Annotated in this window: 16 protein-coding genes and 1 pseudogene; 10 read left to right on the forward strand and 7 right to left on the reverse strand. The window is 72.5% G+C overall.

Features of this window, described 5'->3' with window-relative positions; all coding sequences use genetic code 11:
* Positions 1-287 precede the first annotated feature (287 nt).
* Entirely contained in the window at positions 288-4220 is a 3933-nt protein-coding gene (locus tag QBL25_RS22990; RefSeq protein WP_409062742.1) for a BTAD domain-containing putative transcriptional regulator, read from the forward strand.
* 30 nt (positions 4221-4250) lie between these two features.
* Here QBL25_RS22990 and QBL25_RS22995 read toward each other — a convergent pair whose 3' ends face one another.
* Positions 4251-5987 (reverse strand): bifunctional 3'-5' exonuclease/DNA polymerase, encoded by a 1737-nt coding sequence (locus tag QBL25_RS22995; RefSeq protein ID WP_409058899.1) that lies wholly within the window; start codon positions 5985-5987, stop codon positions 4251-4253.
* Positions 5988-6315: 328 nt separating this feature from the next.
* Between QBL25_RS22995 and QBL25_RS23000 the strand changes: the two genes are divergently transcribed.
* Complete coding sequence (locus tag QBL25_RS23000; protein WP_409058900.1) at positions 6316-7155, forward strand: nitrilase-related carbon-nitrogen hydrolase; 840 nt, start codon at positions 6316-6318, stop codon at positions 7153-7155.
* Positions 7156-7370: 215 nt separating this feature from the next.
* On the opposite strand, the gene QBL25_RS23005 is transcribed toward QBL25_RS23000, so the two are convergent.
* Positions 7371-9572, reverse strand: coding sequence for an FtsX-like permease family protein (locus QBL25_RS23005; RefSeq protein WP_409058901.1), 2202 nt, complete (start codon positions 9570-9572; stop codon positions 7371-7373).
* 434 nt (positions 9573-10006) lie between these two features.
* Positions 10007-10717, reverse strand: a pseudogene (locus tag QBL25_RS23010) (ABC transporter ATP-binding protein); the annotation flags it as partial.
* An 83-nt stretch (positions 10718-10800) separates the two neighbouring features.
* Between QBL25_RS23010 and QBL25_RS23015 the strand changes: the two are divergent.
* Both QBL25_RS23015 and QBL25_RS23020 read left to right on the forward strand, forming a co-directional pair.
* A complete protein-coding gene (locus QBL25_RS23015; protein ID WP_409058902.1) occupies positions 10801-12162 on the forward strand; it encodes a DUF2786 domain-containing protein in 1362 nt (453 codons plus the stop codon).
* A gap of 225 nt (positions 12163-12387) precedes the next feature.
* Entirely contained in the window at positions 12388-14874 is a 2487-nt protein-coding gene (locus tag QBL25_RS23020) for an FUSC family protein (RefSeq protein WP_409058903.1), read from the forward strand.
* Positions 14875-14902: 28 nt separating this feature from the next.
* Here the strand turns inward: QBL25_RS23020 and QBL25_RS23025 are convergent, their stop codons facing one another.
* From QBL25_RS23025 to rpmB, 3 genes are read right to left on the reverse strand one after another with little or no spacing between them, the layout of a single operon-like run.
* Positions 14903-15445, reverse strand: a complete 543-nt coding sequence (locus tag QBL25_RS23025; protein WP_409058904.1) for a hypothetical protein — start codon at positions 15443-15445, stop codon at positions 14903-14905.
* Positions 15446-15486: 41 nt separating this feature from the next.
* On the reverse strand, positions 15487-15792 hold the full coding sequence (rpsN, locus tag QBL25_RS23030; RefSeq protein WP_409058905.1) for a 30S ribosomal protein S14: 306 nt from the start codon (positions 15790-15792) through the stop codon (positions 15487-15489).
* Positions 15792-16028 (reverse strand): 50S ribosomal protein L28, encoded by a 237-nt coding sequence (gene rpmB, locus QBL25_RS23035; RefSeq protein WP_409058906.1) that lies wholly within the window; start codon positions 16026-16028, stop codon positions 15792-15794. The genes rpsN and rpmB overlap by 1 nt, the downstream gene beginning before the upstream one ends.
* Positions 16029-16178: 150 nt before the next feature.
* Between rpmB and rpmG the strand changes: the two genes are divergently transcribed.
* From rpmG to QBL25_RS23055, 4 genes are all read left to right on the forward strand, one after another.
* Complete coding sequence (gene rpmG / locus QBL25_RS23040) at positions 16179-16343, forward strand: 50S ribosomal protein L33 (RefSeq protein WP_003999141.1); 165 nt, start codon at positions 16179-16181, stop codon at positions 16341-16343.
* 5 nt (positions 16344-16348) lie between these two features.
* The gene (locus QBL25_RS23045) at positions 16349-16594 is read left to right on the forward strand and encodes a type B 50S ribosomal protein L31 (RefSeq protein ID WP_363273719.1); all 246 of its coding nucleotides are present in this window, start codon (positions 16349-16351) and stop codon (positions 16592-16594) included.
* A gap of 5 nt (positions 16595-16599) precedes the next feature.
* The gene (locus QBL25_RS23050) at positions 16600-17748 is read left to right on the forward strand and encodes a CobW family GTP-binding protein (protein ID WP_409058907.1); all 1149 of its coding nucleotides are present in this window, start codon (positions 16600-16602) and stop codon (positions 17746-17748) included.
* 364 nt (positions 17749-18112) lie between these two features.
* Positions 18113-18352 carry a DUF397 domain-containing protein gene (locus tag QBL25_RS23055; protein WP_409058908.1) on the forward strand — a complete coding sequence of 80 codons (240 nt, stop codon included), beginning with the start codon at positions 18113-18115 and terminating at the stop codon, positions 18350-18352.
* 188 nt (positions 18353-18540) lie between these two features.
* Here QBL25_RS23055 and QBL25_RS23060 read toward each other — a convergent pair whose 3' ends face one another.
* A complete protein-coding gene (locus tag QBL25_RS23060) occupies positions 18541-19026 on the reverse strand; it encodes an ATP-binding protein (protein WP_365826055.1) in 486 nt (161 codons plus the stop codon).
* A 328-nt stretch (positions 19027-19354) separates the two neighbouring features.
* Between QBL25_RS23060 and QBL25_RS23065 the strand changes: the two genes are divergently transcribed.
* Positions 19355-20218, forward strand: coding sequence for a helix-turn-helix domain-containing protein (locus QBL25_RS23065; RefSeq protein WP_409058909.1), 864 nt, complete (start codon positions 19355-19357; stop codon positions 20216-20218).
* 57 nt (positions 20219-20275) lie between these two features.
* Positions 20276-21733 carry an aldehyde dehydrogenase family protein gene (locus QBL25_RS23070; RefSeq protein ID WP_409058910.1) on the forward strand — a complete coding sequence of 486 codons (1458 nt, stop codon included), beginning with the start codon at positions 20276-20278 and terminating at the stop codon, positions 21731-21733.
* Positions 21734-21823 lie beyond the last annotated feature (90 nt).

Below are 21823 nucleotides of genomic sequence, written 5' to 3' on the forward strand. Positions count from 1 at the left end.
GGGACTCCGGGCGTGTGGCCGAGGTCCGTGATGCGGTGCGGCGCGCGGGGGTACGGAGAAGGGTGTGCGGTGGCCCATGGCCCGCGAGCACCTCAACTCCCTGCACTTGGAGGGAAGTTGAAGGTACCTCGCAGAAGCTGAGCGGGCCCGGCCGCAACGGTGACACTCCCCCGAGTTACGCGTTGCGCGCGAGTACCGGCGGGGCCGGGCCCGATGTATTCATCCCATCAGGGTCCGCCAACCGATCGCTAACATGTGGCCAACGGTTGGCGGGAGATGGCGTGGACGTGCGGGGCGACGGGTTGCGGTTCGGGCTCCTGGGCGCGCCTGCCGTGTACGACGCCGACGGTGAGCCGCAGCCCGTGCAGAGTGCCAAGGGGCGTGCCCTCCTTGCCGCGCTGCTGCTCGAACCGGGCCGGGTGGTCTCCGTCGACGCCCTCAAGGACGCACTGTGGGGCGGCACACCGCCCGCGTCGGCGCGCGCCTCGCTGCAGAACCACGTGACGCGGCTGCGCCGGCTCCTGGACGACCCGGAGCGGCTGCGGGCGGTGCCTCCGGGGTACCGGCTGCGGGTGGCCGACGGCGAGCTGGACGTACGGGTCTTCGAACAGCTGGTGGCGCAGGCGCGGGCCGCGCACGCCGAGCGTGACTGGGACGGCTGTGCGCGTGCCGCGTCCGGCGCGCTCGGCCTGTGGCGCGGCACGCCGCTGGGCGGGCTGCCGGCGGATGCCACGGGGCACGCGCTCGTACCGCGCCTGGAGGAGGCGCGGCTCCTCGCCCTCGAATTCCGGTACGACGCGGAACTCGCGTCCGGGGCCGGTGGCGGGGGATTCGTGCCGGAACTGGCGGAACTGGTCGCCGAGTATCCCTTGCGGGAGAACTTCCACCGGCAGCTGATGCTGGCCCTGCACCGCACGGGCCGCCAGGCGGAGGCCCTCGCCGTCCACCGCGAACTGCGCCACCGCCTGATCGAAGAACTGGGCGTGGAACCGGGCGCCTCGATCCGGGAAGCCCATCGCGAGGTCTTGCAGGAGCCTGCGGGGGGTGGGGCGGGGGGTGCTGCGGTGGGTGCTGCGGTGGGCTCCGCTGGTGAGGGGGTTTCGGTGCTCTCCGCCCCTGGGGGTGCTCCGGTGGTCTCTGCTTCCGGGGGTGGCCCGGTGGTCTCCGCTCCCGGGGGTGCTCCGATGGTCTCTGCTTCCGGGGGTGGCCCGGTGGTCTCTGCTTCCGGGGGTGGCCCGGTGGTCTCCGCTCCCGGGGGTGCTCCGGTGGTCTCTGCTCCCAGGGATACTCCGGCGGTCTCTGCTCCCGGGGGTGGCCCGTCGGGCTCCGCTTCGGAGAGTGTGCCGGCCGGTTCTTCCGCGGAGGGGGATGCGGCGGTCTCGGGCCCAGGTGCCGATGCCTCGAACCTTGCCTTGGAACCGCCGGTGTCCACCGGCTCGGGTTCGCCGGTGCCTCTCGGCCTGGGCTCCGAGACGTCTTCCCGCCTGGTATCTCAGGCGCCTTCCGGCCCTGATTCTCAGGCGCCTTCCGGCCCTGATTCTCAGGCGCCTTCCGGCCCTGATTCTCGGACGGCTTCCGGCTCGGGCTCCCAGCCGTCCGCCGGCTCGGGCTCGCAGTCGTCCGCCGGCTCGGGCTCGCAGCCGTCCAGCGGCCCAGGCTCCCAGCCGGCCCATACCCCAAGCCCCGCCATGCCCTCTCCCGCAGGCTCCGGTCCCGCTGGGGCCGGTGCCACGTTCCTCACCCGTGCGGCCACTCGCCCCGCCCAACTCCCGCCTTCCCCGCCCCACTTCACCGGCCGGGAAGAAGTGGTGCGGTCCCTCGCGCAGCTTCTCGCGGGGCAGAGCAGCAGCTCCGGCGTAGACCCGCTCGCCACCGCGGCGCTCGGCACCGCAGCGCTCGGCACCGCAGCGCTCGGCACCGCGGCGCTCGGCACCGCAGCGCTCGGCACCGCGGCGCTCGGCACCGCAGCGCTCGGCACCGCCGCGCTCACCGACGCAACGCCCGCCACCGCCGAGCCCACCCCCGCACCCCCCAGCGCCCCCAGCGCCACCAGCCCCACCATCACCCCCACCTCCATCCGCACGCCCACCCCCGCCCCCCTCCCTGCTCCCACCCCCACCACGCCCCCCGTAGCCGTCCTCTCCGGCATGGCGGGCGTAGGGAAAAGTGCCCTTGCCCTGCACGTGGCGCACCGTCTGCGCGAGCACTTCCCCGACGGGCAGCTCTACGTCAATCTGCGCGGGGCCACCCCCGGCATGACGCCCCTCACCCCCGCCCAGGCCCTCGCGGCCCTGCTCCGGGATCTCGGGGTCGAGTCGGCGCACAGTCCCGAACACCCGGACGCCGCAGCCGCGCTGCTCCGTTCGCTGCTCGCGCCCACCCGTACCCTCCTGGTCCTGGACGACGCGGCGACCGCCGCGCAGGTACGGCCGCTGCTGCCCGCGGGACCCGGCTGCGCGGTCATCGTCACCAGCCGGTCTCCGCTCACCGCGCTCGACGGCGCCGGCCGCTTCCCGCTGGAGCCGCTCTCCGAAGGGGACAGCGTCGCCCTGCTGCGTGCCGTCTCCGGGCGCGCGGGCCTCGACGCGGGGCACCCCCTGGTCGAACTCGCCGGCCGCCTCCCGCTGGCCCTGCGCATCATCGCGGCCCGGCTCGCCGCCCGCCGCGCGCTCACCCCGGACGCGCTCGCCGAACTCCTCACCGTCAGCGGCGGACGCCTGCACCACCTGGAGCACGACGACCTGAGCGTCCGCCGCTCGCTGGCCGTGGCCCTGGACGCGCTGCGCACCTCCGAGCGCGAGTCCGACCGGGACGCGGCCGCCGCTCTCGCCGCGATCGGCGCCCTCGACCTCCCGGCGTACGGAGTCCAGCTCGTCGCCCGTCTGCTGGGCGTCGAGGAATGGCGCGCGGGGGCCGCGCTCGACCGGCTCGTCGACGTCGCGCTCCTCGACGAGACGGCGTACGGCCGCTATGCCCCGCACGACCTCGTACGCGACTTCGCGCGCGAGACCGCTCACCAGGACGAGGCGGGAGCGGCGGACGTCGTGGAGTCGGCGCTGCGCTGGTACGCGGAGTCGGCGCTCCAGACCCTGTTCGCGATCATGCCCGGGGGGCTCGACCGGGACGACCGCCTCGGCGACCTCCCCGACCAACTGCTCCCCCTCCCCACCCCCGAGGGCCGCCAGGACACCCGTTCCTGCGATGCCCATCCCCACGACGACCGCCCCGTCCCGGCCGTACTGCCGATGACCACCGAAGACGCCTTCGCCTGGGGCGACACCGAGCTCGCCAACGTCATCGCCCTCGCCGACCGCCACGGCCGCGACTCCGCCCTGCTCCCCGTGCTGGTCCGCTGTTTCTTCTCGTACCTCAAACGCCGTGGCCGGCTGGCGGAGGCGGGCCTCCTGAACCGCCTCGCCGTGACCGCGGCCCGTCACTGGGAGGACACCGCGGCGGAGGCCCAGGCCCTCACCGATCTCGCGGGGCTCAACTACGTGTCGGGCCGCAGCGGTACGGCGCTCGACCTGATCGACGAGGCCCTCGACCTGTGGCGGCGGCTGGACCGCATGTCGTGCGTCCACCGGGGCGTCATCAACCGCGGGCTCCTCCTGGAAGCGCTCGGCCGGTACGAGGAGTCGGCCGAGGCGTTGCGCCAGAGCCTGGATCTGGCCACGGCCATGGACGACCCGTTGAGCGAGGCGTTCGCGCTGAGCACCCTGGGCAACGTCTACGAGCACACCGACGCACGCGCCGCGATCTCCTACTACGAGAGAAGCCTGGCGATCGGCGAGACCCTCGGGCACGACGGCCTGCGCCAGGAGGTGCACTGCGACATGGGCAAGGCCTATCTCGCGCTCGGCGAACCGGACGTGGCGCTGCGGCACTTCGAGGAGAGCCTGCGCATCCACGGCGTCGCCGAGGACTGGCACAACGAGTCCAAGGTGCGCCTCGGCATGGTCCGCGCCCTGCGCGAGACGTCCCGCACGCAGGACGCCGAGCGCGAGTGCGCCGACCTCCTGGAGCGCGCGGAGCAGCGGGCCGACGCCCACATGGCGGGCCTGGCCCGCCATCAGCGGGGGCTGCTGCTGTACGCGGAGGGACGCGCCGAAGAGGCGTACGCGCAGTGGGAGTCGGCGCTCAAGTCCCTGGACGGCACGGACAGCAGCGAGGTGGTCGGCGAGCTGAAAAGCTTGCTGGCGGAGACGTCGCGGGCGAGCTGACGCACTCGGGGAGCACCCCCGGGGGGTGGGTTACTTCGCCTCCGCGTAGCACTCCACCACGGCCGCGGTGAACGGGAACCGCACCGGCGTATCGCCGAACGTGATGCGGCCCGCCAGGTCTCCGGCCGCGCGGATCGCCTCCGTGACCGCCTCGGCCTCCTCCTGCGGGCAGTGCACGATGACTTCGTCGTGCTGGAAGAAGACCAGCTCCGCGCGGAGTCCGGCCGAGGCGATGGACCGGCGCAGCGCGGCCAGCATCAGCAGGGCCCAGTCGGCGGCGCTGCCCTGGACGACGAAGTTACGGGTGAAACGGCCGCGGGCCCGGGTGTTGCTGGAGGCGTACCCCGGAGTGAACTCACCGTCGGACGAGGAGGACGACGAGGACGGGTCGGGCGAGGGCGCGGGCTCCTCCTGCGGGATGCCCGCCTCGTCGAAGTCCTCCGCTCCGGCCACCGGCGGGCTCGTCCGGCCCAGCCACGTCCGTACGAGACGGCCCTCCTCGCCCGCCTTCGCCGCGTCGTCCACGTACGCGACCGCCGCAGGGAATCTGCGGCGCAGTGCCGCGAGGTTCTTCAGGCCGTCGCCCGACGTCTGTCCGTACACCGCGCCGAGCAGGGCGATCTTGGCGTGGTCGCGGTCGCCGGAGAACGCGCGGTCCGAGAGGCGCGTGTACAGATCCTCATGGCTCCCGGCCACCTCCATCAGGCCCCGGTCGCGCGAGATCGCGGCGAGGACCCGCGGCTCCATCTGGTCGGCGTCGGCGACGACGAGCCGCCAGCCGGGGTCGGCGACGACCGCACGGCGGATGATCTTGGGGATCTGGAGCGCGCCGCCGCCGTTCGTCGTCCAGCGGCCGCTGACCGTGCCGCCCGGGGTGTACTCCGGCCGGAAGCGGCCGTCGCGCACCCAGTCCTGGAGCCAGCTCCAGCCGTGAGCCGTCCAGATCCGGTACAGCTTCTTGTACTCGATGAGGGGGCGCACCGCCGGGTGATCGATCTCCTCCAGCGCCCAGCGGCGGGTTGACTTGATCCGGATCCCGGCCTGCGCGAAGGCCTTGATGACGTCGTTCGGCAGGTCGGGGCGGACGCGGCGGCCGAAGGCGGCGGAGACCTCGTCGGCCAGCTCGGCGAGGCGGCGTGGCTCGGCCGCGCCCGCGTTCCTGCCGCCGCCCGCGTACCGCTCGCCGAGGAGGTCGGTGAGCAGGGCGTGGTGGACGTCGGCGCGCCAGGGCAGGCCCGCGACGTTCATTTCGGCGGCCACCAGCATGCCCGCCGACTCGGCCGCCGTGAGCAGCCGCATCCTGCCGGGGTGCTCGGCGGCCTCGTGTCTTCGCTGCTGCGCGGCATACACCTCCAGGAGGGCGTCGAAGGGCAGAGGCGTCACGGGGGAGGGCTCGAAGAGGGAGTCCTGGGCGCCGGGTGCGGCGGCTCTGGGGGGTGGATCGGCCGGCACCGGGGCGTTGTGCAGCCGGGCCCAGGCGGCCGCGGCCGAGCGGGGCTCGCCGAGGCGGCCCTCGTGACCGAGGAGGAGCAGCTCGGCGTCCTCGACGTCGTAACACCGGTCCACCCGGACGCCCGACGCGAGCAGGGCGGGATAGATCTCCGCGGTGGACCGCCAGACCCAGCGGCTCGCGTCGGGCCGGTCGCGCACGGCCCTCGCGAGGTCCGCTTCGTGCCGGACCGGGCCCGAGGGCAGGCCGTCTTCCCCGAGGGGGGCAAGGGTGGCGCCACCGGCCTCGGTGGCGGCGAGGGCCCACCTTTCGGTCATGCGTCTGAGTGTGTCAGCAGGTACTGACAATGCGGCGGAGGGCGGTTCGTGGGGCGGAGGGGGATGGTGGGGGAGCAGGAGGCTTAAGGGGGTGGGGCTGGCGTAGGTCTGGCCGTGGTCGGCGGTCTGTCGCGGCCGGCCGACTCGTCACGTAGTCACGTACGGGCGACCCGGCGCTTGGGTCACTTGGGGCGGTTGGGGCGCTTAGGTCACTTGGGGTGCGTGGCTTGCGTGGGTTGCGTGGGTCACTTGGGTCATGTGGGAGGGGAGGGGCACGTACGGGCTTCCCGACGTGCGGGGGACGGGCGGCGCTGCGAGGCTCGGAGCCATGAGAGTGGCCCTTGCGCAGACCGACTGCGTCCTCGGCGAGGTGGACGAGAACCTCGCGCAGGCCAGGGACCAGATCGGCCGGGCGGCGGCGCAGGGCGCCGACCTCGTCGTCTTCCCCGAGCTGAGCCTGCACGGGTACCACCTGGGCGGACTGAAGCGGGACACGTCGCTGGAGACGACGGACCGGCGCCTGATGGACCTCTCCACCGCCGGGCCCGATGTCGTCGTCGGCCTGCACGAGCACACGAGTCTGCGCGCGTACAACACGTCCGCGTACTACGCGGAGGGCCAACTCCTCCATGCCCACCGGAAGTTGTACCTGCCGAACTATCTGGCCTGGGAGGAGCGCAAGCACGTCAGCCCGGGTCAGCACCTGCGCGCGTACGACCTGCCGGGTGGGCACGGGCGTGCCGCGACGCTCGTCTGCAATGACGCCTGGCAGCCGGTGCTCCCGTGGCTGGCCGTGCAGGACGGTGCCGAGGTCATCATCGTGCCGACGAACAGTGCGGCGGGCCTGGATCCCGAGGCGATGGACACGGGCCTGTACTGGGACACGCTGCTGTCGTACACGGCCCGCATGCTCCAGTGCTGGGTGGTGTTCGTGAACCGGGTCGGGAACGAGAACGGGGCCACGTTCTGGGGCGGCTCGCGCGTGGTGGACCCGCGGGGAACGGTCGTCGCGCAGGCGCCGAAGTGGGAGGCGGGGCTGGTGACGGTCGACATCGACGTCCAGGAGGCGCGGCGGCAGCGGCGGGCGGTGCCGTTGGTCGCCGAGGCGCGGTTGGGGCTGGTGGATCGGGAGGTACGGAGGCTCATCGACGAGGGCGGCGACAGCTGAGGCCTTGGCGGCCGGCGGAACGGTTCCTCTTGCCGCGGGGCGGGCCTTCGCTGCGGGGCAGTTCCTCGCTCTCCCCTGCTGGGCGGTGCCGCCCCCCTCCGCGGGCCCGATTGCCCCGCAGACTTCCTCGTACCGAACAGGCCTTTCCCGCCCACCCGCCCGATTGCCCCGTAGTTGCCTCCCCACGACCCCTCGTCCCCGACCGAACGTCGGCCTCAGCGGTGGCGCAACCCCAGGACCCCGGCCCCGGCCCCCACAGCCGCGCAGACCCCCGCGGCCAGCCCCACCATGTCCCACGGCACCGCAACCCCCGCGGGAGCCGACAAGCGGGACAGGCCCGCGCTCAGCGTGCCGAGGTTCAGCAGGGTCACCGCGAGGCCCAGAGCCGTGCCCACCGCCACCGCCAGCAGCGACTCCCCGGCGATCACCAGCCGCACCTGCCTCCGCGTCGCCCCGGCCATCCGCAGCGCGCGCAGCTCAGGGCCCCGTACCGAGGTCGCCATCAGCAGCGTCCCCGCCAGGGAGATGGACGTGTAGACCAAGGCGATGCCCAGCAGTACCAGCAGCCCCAGCCGCGTCTGCCGCTTGGTCGGCGGGTGTGTGTCCGCCAGCCATTCCTCCGCGGTCCGCACCTGGACTTCGGCCCCGGCCCCTGCCCCGGTCCCGTCCCTGCCCCTGCCCTCCGCCTCGCCCTTGACCCGCTCCCGCAGGGCGCTCGCCACCGTCTCCCGGTCCGCCCTCTCCTGTAGCCCCACGTCGACGCGGTCCACCGCCGCCCCGGCTCCCGCGTTCGCCGACGTGACGTAGGCGCCGTTGTCGCCCGTACCCCGCGCGAGGACCGCGACGATCCGGAGCCGTGCGGGCCTGCCGTCCCCGAGCCAGACGTCGACCCGTTCGCCCACCCGTCGCCGTTCCCACTCCTCGTTGACGACGATCGACCGGTCGTCGAGATCGCGTACGTCCCCCGCCACCACCGGTAGCCGTGAGACCGAGGCGAACGCGGCCGGATCGCTCACGGCTCGTGCCTCCGACCGGATGAGCGCGGTGCCTTCCTCCCGTACGAACACGGCGGTGGAAGCGGACGCGGCCACCTCCGCCACCCCCTCGACCTTCCTCCCGCCCCGCACCTGCTCCTCCGGCGACGGCCCCAAGCCGCCGTCACCCGTCACCACCAGCTCGGCCCCCGTGCGCTGGCGCGCCTCCTCCGCCCTGGCCTTGCCCGTCGTCTGTGCCGAGCCCAGCAGCGAGCCGGCCAGAGCCACCGTCACCAGGACCGGTGCGGCCACGGCCGCGGTGCGGCGGACGGACGCGGCGGAGTTCTCGCGGACCAGGAGCCCGATCGCTCCCGGGAGGCGGACGACGCGCAGGACCGGGCGTACGAGCAGCGGGGTGAGGGCGGCGAGGGCGGTGATGAGGATCATCGGCTGGGTCGTGTACGTCTTCCGCTTCATCAGCGAGGACGGATCGCTCCACAGCGTCCAGCCCAGCAGCCCGAGACCTGCCGCCAGCAGCGCGCCGCCCACGATCCGCCGGCTCCACGGCATGACCCCGCTGTCGACGGACGCGTCCCGCAGCGCCTCGACGGGACCCACGCGCCCCGCCCGCCGCGAGGCGATCCACGCCCCCGAGAAGGCCACCGTCACGCCCACCCAGAAGGCCAGGTGGTACGGCCATACCGCCCCGCCGATCCCGAACCACTCCGGAGCGATCTCCGCGTCGACCAGCGCTTCGGCGAGCAGGGGTGCGCCCCAGGCCCCCAGCGCGCAGCCGGTCGCGGAGGCCAGGACGCCCACGGCGAGGGCCTCGGCGAGCAGTGTCCTGCTGACCTGCCCCGGAGTCGCTCCGGCCATCCGCAGCAGCCCGAACTCGCGCCGCCGCAGGGCCACGACGAAGGCGAAGGTGGATGCGGTGACGAAGACGGACACGAACGCGGACACTCCGCCCGCCGTGCCGAGGAACGAGTTCACGGCCACCAGGGCCTCCGCGTCCCGCGCCGGTTCCGGATCGGCGAGCCGGCGTTCGCCTCCGGTCAGGACGCGGGCCCGCTGCGCGACGACGTCCCGTACGTCGTCAACCGGGGCATTCACCCCCACCGCATCTCTTTTCGCCCCGTCCAGCCGTACCTCGCCGAGGCGGCGGAGGTCGCGCAGAAGTTCGATGTCCACAGGGTGTGGATGAGCGAGCGGCTTCGATACGTGGGCGGTGTCCGGGCCTCGCCGTACCGGGACGGTCAGGGTGTTCTGCCCCATGACGACCACGGGTGACCCGGCGAACCGCACGGGGTCCCGCTCCGGAGCGCTGAACGTCGACGCGAGCCCGAGCCCCATGGCGGCGGTGAGTGCCACGCCGAGCGCGACAGCGACGAAGGCTCCGAGCAGGCCGGTCCAACGGGAGCGGAGAGAGGCAAGAAAGATCATGCCGCACCCACGATCCCCACGCCGCCCCGGGCACTGGCGCCTGCGCCCCCGGCTGCGGGTGTGCCGGTGCCGGTGCCGGTGCCTGCGGCTGCGGCTGTGCCCGTGCCTGCGGCGATGCTTGCGCCAAGGTCTGCGTCTGCGCCTGCATCAGCACTCGCGCCTGTGCCTGCTGCTGTGCCAGCGCCTGCACCTGCGCCAGCACCTGCACCTGCCCCAGCGCCTGCACCCGCCCGAGCGCCTGCCTCTGCACCCGCCCGAGCGCCTGCGCCTGCACCCGCCCCTGCGCCCGCACCCGCCCGAGCGCCTGCGCCAGCACCCGCACCCGCTCCCGCGCCAGCACCTGCCCCAACGCCCGCGCCTGCGCCAGCACCCGCACCTTCCTCAGCGCCAGCGCCCGGGCCCGCCCCTGGCGCAACGGACCCCCGCACCCGTGGTTCGAGTGCTGCCATGTGGTGGGCCACCTTCCCCGCGCTCGGGTCCTGGAGTTCGTCCGTCACCTTGCCGTCCACCAGGAACACCACGCGGTCCGCGTGTGACGCCGCCACCGGGTCGTGCGTCACCATCACCGTCGTCTGACCCTCCCCGTCCACCAACTCCCGCAACAGCAGCAGCACTTCACGGCTGGTCGTCGTGTCCAGCGCGCCCGTCGGTTCGTCCCCGAACAGCACCGCCGGGCGCGTGACGAGCGCCCGTGCCAGCGCGACCCTCTGCTGCTGGCCGCCCGAGAGCTCTCCCGGCCGGTGCCGGGCGCGGTCGGCGAGCCCCACCCGGCCCAGCGCGTCCCGTACCTCCGTACGCGAGGGCCTGCGGCCCGCGAGCCGTGGCGGCAGGGCGACGTTCTGGGCGGCGGTCAGCGACGGAAGGAGGTTGAAGGACTGGAAGACGAAGCCGATGCGGTCCCTGCGCAGCAGGGTCAGCCGCCGCTCGCTCAGGCCCGTCAGCTCCGTGCCGCCCACCTCGACCGTCCCGGACGTCGGCCGGTCGAGCCCGGCGGCGCACTGCAACAGCGTCGACTTGCCGGAGCCTGACGGCCCCATGATCGCGGTGAAGGTACCGGCACGTATCGCGAGGTCGACGCCGTCCAGAGCGGTCACGTCACGGTACTGGCGGCGGACGGCGGTGAGCCGTACGGCAGTTGAGGTCATGCCTCAACCCAACCGCCCCCGGCCCCGCCCGGCACGACCACTGGGGGGCGTCTCGGGGGTAGGGCCAGCCATACCCTTGACCCATGGATCCGGTGACCGAGGTGATCGACAAGGCGTTCGCGGCAGCGCTGTACGCGGACGGCGACGAGGGTCTCGACACCGGTGCGTCCCTCCTCGCCGCCGCCCCCGACGCCGACGCCGACGCGGAACTGTGGCGCAGGGGCGAGGAGCTGGTCCGCCGGGCGTGGGAGCGGGGCTGGCAGCCGGCGGACGTCATACGCATGGTCGGCCGCGCTCAGGACGAGATCGCGCACGGCACCGACCGCGCCCACCAGACACAGCTCGCCGCCGAGCTGATCACCACGGAGACCAGGCGGTACGGCGACACGCTTCCGCCCCGCTGGAACGCACAGCTGGCCGAGCTCGCCCCCCTGACAGACCTCCACCCTCACCCCTACCCCCACCCCCATCCCGAGGCCCACCCAGGCCGAGCGGATGCACCCCACGGTCGCTCCGAGAAGGCCGGCCCGAACCCCCGCCGCTCCGCCCGGGCCGGCGGCCCGAGCCCCCGCCGCTCCGACCCGGCCGGCTCGAATGCCGGGCGCCCGGCTCGGGGGGCCGGTCCCAAGCCCGACCGTTTTTCCCAGGCCACCACCACCCTCGCCCTCTACCGCCTCCTCCTGCGCCTCCCCGCGATCGAGCCCGTCGGCCCTGCCCCCGGCGCCCCGCTGCACGCGCCCCCGCCCCCCGGCCACGAGGAGCCCCGCATCCTCGGCCGGATCCGTGCGCTCCTGGCCAAGGCCGAGGCCACCGGGTTCCCCGAGGAGGCGGAGGCGCTCACCGCCAAGGCGCAGGAGCTGATGGCCCGGCACACCATCGACGAGGCCCTGCTCGCGTCCCGCACGCACGCCAAGGACACCCCCGGCGCCTGCCGCATCGGCGTGGACGCCCCGTACGAGACCGCCAAGGCGATCCTTCTGGACGTGGTGGCCACCGCGAACCGTTGCCGCGCGGTGTGGAACGAGGCGTACGGCTTCTCGACCGTCGTCGGCTTCGAGCCCGACCTCGAAGTGGTCGAGCTCCTCCACACCTCCCTCCTCGTGCAGGGCACCGCCGCGATGACGAAGGCTGAGGCGGGGGCGCGGGCGGGCGGCCGGAAGCGTACGAAGACGTTCCGTCAGGCCTTCCTGCTGGCGTACGCGAACCGCCTCGGCGCGCGTCTCGCCGCCGCGGCGCAGGACGTCACCGTGGAGTCGCCGGACGCGGGCGAGCTGCTGCCGGTCCTGGCCGCCAGGGACGTGGCCGTCACGTCGCACACCGAGCGCATGTTCCCGCAGACCACCACGACCCGGGTACGGGGTGCCACGGACCATGAAGGCTGGACGCGCGGTACGGCCGCCGCCGACGAGGCACACATGGCCCCCGGCCGCCCCCGGCTCCCGTAGGGGCCCTGCCCCCGGCCGCCCCCGGCTCCCGTAGGGGTCCTGCCCCCTGGTGCGGGGGATGCGCCGGCCGAGACCCGCAGGCACCGACCGGCACAGGCCGACACCGGCCGGCACCTGCCGACCCCGACCGGCACCGAGCGAGCAGTACGGGTGCTGGCCAGCGCTAGCCGGTACTGGCCAGGCCAGGCACGACAGCTCGCCCCATTTGCCCCGTATCATCACAGAGTGACCTGGCTCCGAGCGCTGAAGGAGACCACCCGCTCGGGGCTGACCGTCGAGCGGAAGCGACTCGAACCCCTCATCGCGCTGCGCGGCGCGGCCGGTCTCGCCGTCATCATCGGCGTGAGCCTCGCCCTCTTCGGGCCCGCCGTGGCCGCCAGCTCGGCCTTCGGCGCTTTCCAGGCGGCCATCGCCACCTTCCAGCGCAGCTGGCGCCCCCGCCCGGAACTGGCCCTGGCCTCCGGCACGAGCCTCGCCGTCTCCACCTTCCTCGGCTACCTCACCGGGTCGCATCTCCTCCTCTTCCTCGCGCTCCTCTCCCTCTGGACCTTCCTCTCGGGTCTGAGCTGGGCCGCCGGGCCGACCATCGGCATCATCGCCTCGTCCAACGTGGCGATCATGCTGGTCACGGTCACCCTCCCCGGCTCCCTGGCCGCCGCGGCCGGGCACGCGGCGATGATGGTGGTGGGCGGTGCCGTCCAGGCCGCCCTCGTGGTCCTTTTTCCCGTACGCAGATGGGGCGCCCACCGGGATGCCCTCGCCGACGCGCTCGCGGCCGAGGCCGACTACGCCCGCCGCCTGCGCCACGACCCTCACGCCGACTTCGACCCGGAACCCCTGATGGCGGCCCGTGACGCGGCGACCGTCACCCCGCGCCAGGCCCGCACCCGCCCCGCCGAACTCCACGGCGCCCGGGGCGTGGCGGAACGCATCCGCCCGGTGCTCGCCTCCCTGGCCGACCCGGCGGTGGGCGTACCGGAGGAAGGTGCCGAACGCGATCGCGTACGGGAGATCCTCGCGGCGGCCGGCACGATCCTGGACGCGGCGGCCCGGGCGATCCGGAAGGGTGAACCGGTGAAGATCCCGCCCGCGGCGGTGGCGACGCTCCGGACCCCGGACACGGGGACGATCCTCACGGGCCCGGCCCAGAGAGCGGCGAAACGCCTGGCGGCACTGTTGCGCGACGTACTCGAAACGGCAGGCAAGCCTCCCGAAAAGGCAGCAAGCCTCACCACAAAACCCACCCCAGAAGCCAAGCCCCCCGCGAACACCCCCCACCCTGCGACCGAGGCAACCCCCACGGACCCAGGCCCCCGCACGGCCCCCGCCCCACCCCCACAGGCCTCCCCATCCCCAACCTCATCCCCAACCCCAGCCCCAACTCCAGACCCAGCCTCAACCCCAGACCCAGCCCCTCCGGGCGCCACGCCAAGTACTCCCGCCCCCGCCCCTTCCCCCAACCCCAAACCCAACCCCACCCCCAACCCCAACCCCCTCCTCCGCCCCACCTTCCCCGCGCTGCTCCCCGCCGCTCTTCGGGCCATGCGGGGCGAGTTGCGGCGGCGGCATGAATCTCCCGTCACCCGGCACGCCATCCGGGTCACCGCGGTGGCCGCCGCCGGGTATCTGCTGGGGACCTGGCTTCCCCTCGGACACGGGTACTGGGCCCCCATGGCCTCCGTCATGGTGATGCGGCCGGACTTCTCGCAGACGTACTCCCGCGCGGTCGCCCGTTTCGGCGGCACACTCGTCGGCGTCGCCCTGGCCACCGGCCTGGTGCAACTGGCCGACCCCGGCACCGGCCTCTCCGCCGCCCTCGCCGTCCTCTGCGCCGGGATGATGTATCTCCTGATGCGCACGGGCCAGGTCGCCGCCCAGGCCTGCGTCGCCGCGTACGTCGTGTTCCTGCTCGGCATGGGCGGCGAGCAGTGGACGCAGACCGTGCCGGAACGCGTCGTGCTCACGCTCCTCGGCGGCGTCCTCGCGATGATCGCGTACGCCGTGTATCCGGCCTGGGAAACCCCCCGCCTGCGCAACCGCCTCGCCGACTGGCTGGCCGCGGACGGCCGGTACGCCGCCGCCGTCGTCAGCCGCTACGCCGACCCCGTCGGCAAGTCCTGCCCCGACGTCCGCGAGGCCCTGCTCGCCGCCCGTGACGCACGCATCGCCTGGCAGGAAGCCGCCGCCCGCGCCAAGCACGAACCGGTACGCCACCGCGGCCTCTCCCGCGCCGCGGCCGCCGACGCCGAGGACGCCCTCGCCCAACTCGGCCGCGTGGCCATGCTGATGGAAGCCCACCTCCCGGACCGCGACGCCACCCCCGTCCCCGCGGCCGAGCGCCTCGCCCAAGCCCTCCGCAAGGCGACCGAGGACGGCGCGAAAGCCGTACGCGAACGCCGCGTCCCGAAGTGGAACGCCGTCCGCGAGGCGCTCGACGCGTGGGACGGCGAGGGCGTCCCCGACCGGGTCGTACGCAGGGGAGCGGGCCTCCTCCTCAAGACCCTGGAGGAACTGTCGGACGCCCTGGACACCGCACCGCCCCCCATGCTGGTGGACGGCTCGGAGACCTCCTCCACCACCGCCACCACAAGAACGCCAAAAAACACCACCAGCACGCAAACTGATACCGCCACCCCACCAGGGGCAGCGGACCCCCCAGGCCCAACAGAAAGCGGGCCGCAGGGCCCCTCTCGGGGTCCCACGACCCGCTAGCCGCGCCGCTGTCGTCGCGGCCTGAGCCTCAGGACTCCGGAATTCCTGCCGTAGGCAGGCCCTCCGGCAGTTTTCCGCCCTTGGTCCGGGTGAACTGGTCCTTGCCCGCGCCCTTCCACGAGACCGTCATCGACGTCCCGTCGACCGACTCGACCGTGCCTTCGGTACGGTCCGAGTCGCCCTTGGCGCACTTGAGTCGAATCGTGTCGGCACCGGCGGTCCCGCTGCACAGGACGTTCTCGCCGAGCAGCGTCGCCTGCTTCCCGGCGATCACCAGGGCCAGCGGATTCCCGCCGGCGGTGGCGACCCAGCTGCCCTCGGAGCCGCCCTCCTCCGCCCCGGAATCCGCCCCGGAATCCGCACCCTCGTCCGGCTTCCCGGATCCGTCCGACGCGTCCGACGCGTCCGAACCGTCCGAGCCGTCGGCCCCGGCGGACGCACCCGCCGAGCCCTTGTCCTTGCCCCCGTCCCCACCGTCGCCGCCGTCACTGCTGCAACCGGTCAGGACCAGGGCGGCGACAAGACCCGCCGCCGCGGCACCGATACGTACGTTCCGGACGTGCGTGCGCACTGACATCCCCCTAGAACCAGGCCGGTGAATCGCGCGCCAAGCTACCAGGACGACTTGCGCACCCCGGGGAGGAATCCGGCGTGCGCTTGGTCACGCAGCTTCACCCTGGAAAGGCCGAACTTCCCCACGTAGCCGCGCGGACGACCGTCCACGCTGTCCCGGTTGCGTACGCGCGTCGCACTCGCGTCCCGCGGCTGCCGCGCCAACTCCGCCTGCGCGGCGCGCCGTTCGGGCTCGTCCGTCGAGGGCCTGCGCAGGATCTCCTTCAGCTCGGCCCGCCGCGCGGCGTACCGCGCGACGATCTCGCGCCGCTTCTCGTTCTTCGCGATCTTGCTCTTCTTGGCCATCAGACCCTCACCCCACGCGCACGGATCCTGGCGACCGCGGCCTCGACGCCGATGGAGTCGACGGTCTTGATGCCCTTGGCGCTCAGCCGCAGCCGTACGTGACGGCCCTCGCTCGGCAGCCAGTACCGCTTGCGCTGGACGTTCACGTCGAACCGGCGCGATGTGCGCCGGTGCGAGTGGGAGATCTGGTTGCCGAAGCCCGGCATGGCGCCGGTCAGCTGGCAGTGGGCGGACATGGTGACGCACCTCTCGGTCGTGGTGACGGGACCCTCCGGCGGGCCTCGTGGAGCAGGGACCCTCCGTCGGGCCCCGTGGAGCCGAGGACCCTCCGGCGGGCCCTCGTGAAGCCGTTTTGAAAACGGGATTCATTTTCATACACTAGCGGCATGGCTCGCAACGAACTCCGCCCCGTCATCAAGCTCCGGTCCACCGCCGGCACCGGCTACACGTACGTGACCCGCAAGAACCGCCGTAACGACCCCGATCGCATGACGCTGCGCAAGTACGACCCGGTCGTCGGGCGTCACGTCGATTTCCGAGAGGAGCGCTGACCGTCATGCGCAAGGACATCCACCCGCCGTACGGCCCCGTCGTCTTCCGCGACAAGTCCGCCGGCTTCGCCTTCCTCACCCGCTCGACCGCGACCAGCGAGAAGACGGTCGAATGGGAGGACGGGCGCACCTACCCCGTCGTCGACGTCGAGGTCTCCTCCGCGAGTCACCCCTTCTACACGGGCACCGCCAAGGTCCTGGACACGGCGGGCCGAGTCGAGCGCTTCGAGCGCCGCTACGGCGCCCGGTGACCCCGATGGACCCGAATCCGATGGACGTCGCCATCGTCGCCGGTCTCCACTCCGACGCCCGCAAGGAAACCGTCGAGCGCCTCCTGGCCGCCGTGCCGGGAAGCGTGGCGCTCCACCACGACCTGTCGACGGCGGTGCACGGCACCGTCGTCCGCACCGTGCGCGACACCGGCGGCGTGCTCTCCACCGGAGACGCGCCGCTGGTCGACGACTGTGCGTGCTGCGCCCTGCGCGAGGACCTGGTGCCCGAGCTGCGGCGGCTCGCGGACTCCGGGCTCACGCGGCTGGCGATCGTCGAGCTGTGGGACTCCGTCGAGCCCAAGGCGATGGCCGAGGTGATCGCGGCCCACGGGGGCGAGGGCCTGCGGCTGAGCGGCGTCATCACGGCCGTCGACCCCGCGCTCCTCCTGCCCTACCTCGGCAGCGGCGACGACCTGACGGAGGCCGGGCTCGCCGCGGCCGCCACGGATCAGCGCACGGTCGCCGACACCTGGGCCCGCCAGCTCGAATACGCCCCCGTGCTCGCGCTCGCGGACTCCCCGGAGGCGGACGACGAGGACCGCGCCCTCCTCGCCCAGCTCCACCCGACCGCCCGCCAGGTCCCGATCAGCGGTCATGGGGACCTGGCGGGTGCCGCGCTCGCCGGATTCGACGTCGAGGCGGCGGCCGCGGCCCAGCACCCGTCCTGCGCGCTGCTGCCGACCGACGCCGACGAGGCCGGGGTCGCCACCCTCGTATGGCACCGGGACCGGCCCTTCCACCCGGAGCGGCTGTACCAGGCGCTGGAGGACCTGACCTGTGCGGCGACCCGCAGCCGCGGCCGGTTCTGGCTGGCCGACCACCCTGACACGCTGCTCGGCTGGGACGCGGCCGGCGGCGCGCTGTGCGTGGAGAGCGCGGGGCCGTGGCTGGCCTCGCTGCCGGACGCCGCCTGGGAGATGGTGCCGCCGGTGCGGCGGGCCGCCGCCGCGCTCGACTGGCACCCCGAGCACGGGGACTGCTGCCAGCACCTGGTCTTCGTCTCGCCGGGCCTGGACCGCGAGGGGCTCGCCGAGGTCCTGGAGTCCTGCCTGCTCACCGACGAGGAGTACGCCGCCGGGCGCGACGCCTGGAAGAACCTGCCCCCTGCCTTCGACACCCTCCTGGAGGTCTGAATGTCCTCCCCCCTGCCGTTCGGCACGCTGAACGACCCCGCTTTCAGGTCGGTACGTGAACGGTGGAACAGGAAGGGCGCCTCGTGCGTCTGTACCTAGTACACGAGGTACACGGACCGGTACACGAACCCGTACCCGTACCGGTGCGGCGAACCAGCACGCGGAGCTTCGACCTGGACGGGGTTCGCATGGCATGCGGGGACGTGGGCAGGTGCTGACACAGCTGTAACCAAGAGAGCACCCCGCGTGCACGTGCATCTGCCCATGCATCGGCATGTGAACACAGCTATGATCCGGGACAGTTGACCACTGCATCTAGAGCGATCTAGAGCCACACCAGGCACTGCATCACCGGGGAGCGACTGTGCATCACGTGTTTAACGGCATGGCCGCCACGGAGCTTCATGGGGTGGTCTGGGAGAAGAGCAGGCACAGCAACTCACAGGGCGCCTGCGTGGAGTTCGCCAAGCTTCCGGGCGGTGACGTCGCCGTGCGGAACTCGCGATTCCCCGACGGTCCGGCGCTCGTCTACACGCGCGCCGAGATCGAGGCCATGCTGCTCGGGATGAAGGACGGGGAGTTCGACCACCTCATAGGTGGGTAGCCCCGGTCGCCGGAACGCCGCCGCGCGTCGCGGGCCGACGTGCGTGCCGGTGAATGACGTTCACGCTACTGAATCGCGGGCCGCGCCCAGCCACCCGCACGTGACCTATGCCAGTCGGAACAGCCGAGCCAGTCGGAACAGCCAAGCCACCCGCACGACCCATACGCGACCGATGCCGGTCGGAGCGGCTAAGCCAGCTGGAACAGCGCCCACACGACCTTGCCGCGCAGTGCGCCCGCGAGCGGGTGCCAGCCCCAGCTGTCGCTGAACGAGTCCACCAGGAACAGGCCGCGGCCCGACTCGGCCGAGAAGTCGTCGTCGGCCTCGCGCGCGACCGGGCTGTCGTCGCTGGGGTCGCGGACCGCGCACACCAGGCGCGAGGTCCAGCGCATCAGGTGCAGCCGCACCGGAGGGCCGTGGTCGCGCGGGGTGTCCGACGGCAGGGCGTGCCTGAGGGCGTTGGTGACCAGTTCCGAGACGACGAGCGCGATGTCGTCGAAGCGCTCTTCCAGTTCCCACTGGCACAGCGTCTTACGGGTGAACTGCCGTGCGCTGCCCACCGCTTCGTAGCGGGCCGGCAGCGAGCAGGACGCGGCGCTGGAGACGGCTGAGGGGTCGAGTGGGGGAAGCCCCTGCCGTAACGGCTCGAGCATGGTCGATCCATTCGTCCCCATGCGAGGCACTCCCCGGTTTCGCGGTACATAGCGATGGAGCGGTCGTGCGGTCGGTACAGCGGCGCCGCGACGCATCGGTCCAGCTCGATGCGACGTCCTACAGGAGTGGCGCGCGGACCATGGTTCCGAATGCGTACAGCAGATGCAAGGGCAGATGCACGTGCACGCGCCGGACTTGGTCGCTCCCGTGCCACTTCTTGCCCATTTCTTCCTACGACTTCTTGTGGAGGACTTCCGAAGGCTTTCCGTTTCTGTAACCGAACGAGTACGGCCTGAAGCGTTTAATGGCAGACTGCTGGCTTCCAAGTGATGGGGAGGATTGAGCGAAGTGACCGCAGGGGAGTCGAGCGGCTCGGTCGTACGGCGCATGCTCCTTGGCTCGCAACTCAGGCGCCTGAGGGAATCGCGCGGCATCACCCGTGAAGCGGCCGGCTACTCGATCCGCGCCTCCGAATCGAAGATCAGCCGCATGGAGTTGGGACGGGTGAGCTTCAAGTCCAGGGACGTAGAGGACCTGTTGACGCTGTACGGCGTCACCGACGAGGTCGAGCGTGTCGCGCTGCTCTCACTCGCCAAGGAGGCCAACCTCGCGGGCTGGTGGCACAGTTACTCGGACGTCCTGCCCGGCTGGTTCCAGACGTACGTCGGCCTCGAAGGCGCCGCCTCGCTCATCCGCGTCTACGAAGTGCAGTTCGTCAACGGCCTGTTGCAGACCGAGGCGTACGCCCACGCGGTCGTCGCGCGCGGCATGAAGGGTGCGAGCAAGGCCGACATCGAGCGCCGCGTCGCCCTGCGCCTCGAACGCCAGAAGCTGCTCGTCTCCGAGCGGGCCCCCCGCTTCCACTGCGTGCTCGACGAGGCGGCTCTGCGGCGCCCGTACGGAGACCGGGAAGTGATGAGGGGTCAGCTCCAGCATCTCATCGACATCTCCGAACGGCCGAATGTCACCCTCCAGGTCATGCCGTTCAGCTTCGGTGGGCACTCGGGCGAGAGCGGAGCGTTCACCATGCTGCGCTTCCCGGAGTCGGACCTCTCGGACGTCGTGTACGTCGAGCAGCTGACCGGAGCCCTGTACCTCGACAAACCAGAAGAGGTCGGCCAGTACGAGCGCGTGGTGAGCGAGTTGCAGAGCGACAGCCCGAATCCGGCCGATAGCCGCGATCTTCTGCGAGGTCTGCTCCAACTGACGTGACCGGTCAGTAGGATGACGTGAAATCAGATGTCTGCACCGTCTGCGGCAAGGGGTCTCATGTCCTTCTTCACTGACCTGGCTCACCAGTACATCGACGGTGAGTGGAAGACGGGTTCCGGATCCTGGGACATCATCGACTTCAACCCGTACGACGGCGAGAAGCTTGCCTCGATCACCGTGGCGACGGCCGACGAGGTCGACCAGGCCTACCGGGCTGCCGAGCGCGCGCAGAAGGAGTGGGGCGCGACCAGCCCCTACGCCCGGCGCGAGGTCTTCGAGCGTGCCTTGCGCATCGTCGAGGACCGCGAGGAAGAGATATCCGCGGCGATCGTCGCCGAGCTGGGCGGCACCCGGACCAAGGCCGGCTTCGAGCTCCACCTCACCAAGGAGTTCCTGCGCGCGGCGGTGCACTTCGCGCTGCTGCCCGAGGGCCGCATCCTGCCGTCGCCCGGCGCGGGCAAGGAGAACCGCCTCTACCGCGAGCCGGTGGGCGTGGTCGGGGCCATCAGTCCCTTCAACTTCCCGCTGCTGCTCTCCACCAAGACGGTCGCCCCGGCGCTCGCCCTCGGCAACGCGGTGGTGCTCAAGCCTCACCAGAACGCCCCGATCACCGGCGGCACCCTCCTCGCGAAGGTGCTGGAGGACGCGGGTCTGCCGGCCGGCGTGCTGAACGTCGTCGTCACCGACATCGCCGAGATCGGTGACGCGTTCATCGAGCACCCGGTGCCGAGCGTCATCTCCTTCACCGGCTCCGACCGCACCGGCCGCCATGTCGCCACCGTCTGCTCCGCGCACTTCAAGCGCTCGATCCTGGAGCTCGGCGGCAACAGCGCGCTGGTCGTCCTGGACGACGCGGACGTCGACTACGCCGTGGACGCGGCGGTCTTCAGCCGCTTCGTGCACCAGGGCCAGGTCTGCATGGCCGCCAACCGCATCCTGGTGGACCGCTCCCTGGAGGCGGAGTTCACCGACAAGTTCGTCGCGAAGGTCGCTTCCCTCAAGGTCGGCGACCCGGCGGACCCGGCGACCCACATCGGCCCGCTGATCAGCTCCTCGCAGGCGGACGCGGTCACGAAGATCGTCGACCAGGCCCTGGCCGGAGGCGCGAAGGCGCTCCTGCACGGCAGCACCGACGGCAACCTGGTGGCGCCCACCGTCCTGACGGACCTGCCCGCCGACTCGCCCGCCCTGCGGCAGGAGATCTTCGGCCCGGTCGCGCTGCTCGTGCCTTTCGACGGCGAGGAAGAGGCCGTACGGATCACCAACGACACCCCGTACGGGCTCAGCGGCGCCGTCCACACGGCCGACGTCGAGCGTGGCGTGCGGTTCGCGCGGCAGATCAACAGCGGCATGTTCCACGTGAACGACGGCACCGTGCACGACGAGCCGATCGTGCCCTTCGGCGGCGAGAAGCAGTCGGGGACCGGGCGCCTCAACGGCGACTCGACGGTCGAGGCGTTCACGACCCAGAAGTGGATCTCGGTGCAGCACGGCCGCTCGCAGTTCCCCTTCTGAGCAACGGCCGCTCGCAGTTCCCTTCTGTGCCCGGCCGCTCGCAGTTCCGTTCTGTGCCCGGCCGCTCGCAATTCCTTCTGAGCCCGGCGG

The organism is Streptomyces sp. SYP-A7185 (assembly GCF_046103685.1).
GTDB lineage: Bacteria > Actinomycetota > Actinomycetes > Streptomycetales > Streptomycetaceae > Streptomyces.

What these genes read in the sequence shown, in the direction of transcription:
- QBL25_RS22995 (WP_409058899.1), bottom strand. Translation starts at nt 5,987, where the DNA reads ATGACCGAAAGGTGGGCCCTCGCCGCCACCGAGGCCGGTGGCGCCACC.
- QBL25_RS23000 (WP_409058900.1), top strand. Translation starts at nt 6,316, where the DNA reads ATGAGAGTGGCCCTTGCGCAGACCGACTGCGTCCTCGGCGAGGTGGAC.
- QBL25_RS23005 (WP_409058901.1), bottom strand. Translation starts at nt 9,572, where the DNA reads ATGATCTTTCTTGCCTCTCTCCGCTCCCGTTGGACCGGCCTGCTCGGA.
- QBL25_RS23015 (WP_409058902.1), top strand. Translation starts at nt 10,801, where the DNA reads ATGGATCCGGTGACCGAGGTGATCGACAAGGCGTTCGCGGCAGCGCTG.
- rpsN (WP_409058905.1), bottom strand. Translation starts at nt 15,792, where the DNA reads ATGGCCAAGAAGAGCAAGATCGCGAAGAACGAGAAGCGGCGCGAGATC.
- rpmB (WP_409058906.1), bottom strand. Translation starts at nt 16,028, where the DNA reads ATGTCCGCCCACTGCCAGCTGACCGGCGCCATGCCGGGCTTCGGCAAC.
- rpmG (WP_003999141.1), top strand. Translation starts at nt 16,179, where the DNA reads ATGGCTCGCAACGAACTCCGCCCCGTCATCAAGCTCCGGTCCACCGCC.
- QBL25_RS23045 (WP_363273719.1), top strand. Translation starts at nt 16,349, where the DNA reads ATGCGCAAGGACATCCACCCGCCGTACGGCCCCGTCGTCTTCCGCGAC.
- QBL25_RS23050 (WP_409058907.1), top strand. Translation starts at nt 16,600, where the DNA reads ATGGACCCGAATCCGATGGACGTCGCCATCGTCGCCGGTCTCCACTCC.
- QBL25_RS23060 (WP_365826055.1), bottom strand. Translation starts at nt 19,026, where the DNA reads ATGGGGACGAATGGATCGACCATGCTCGAGCCGTTACGGCAGGGGCTT.
- QBL25_RS23070 (WP_409058910.1), top strand. Translation starts at nt 20,276, where the DNA reads ATGTCCTTCTTCACTGACCTGGCTCACCAGTACATCGACGGTGAGTGG.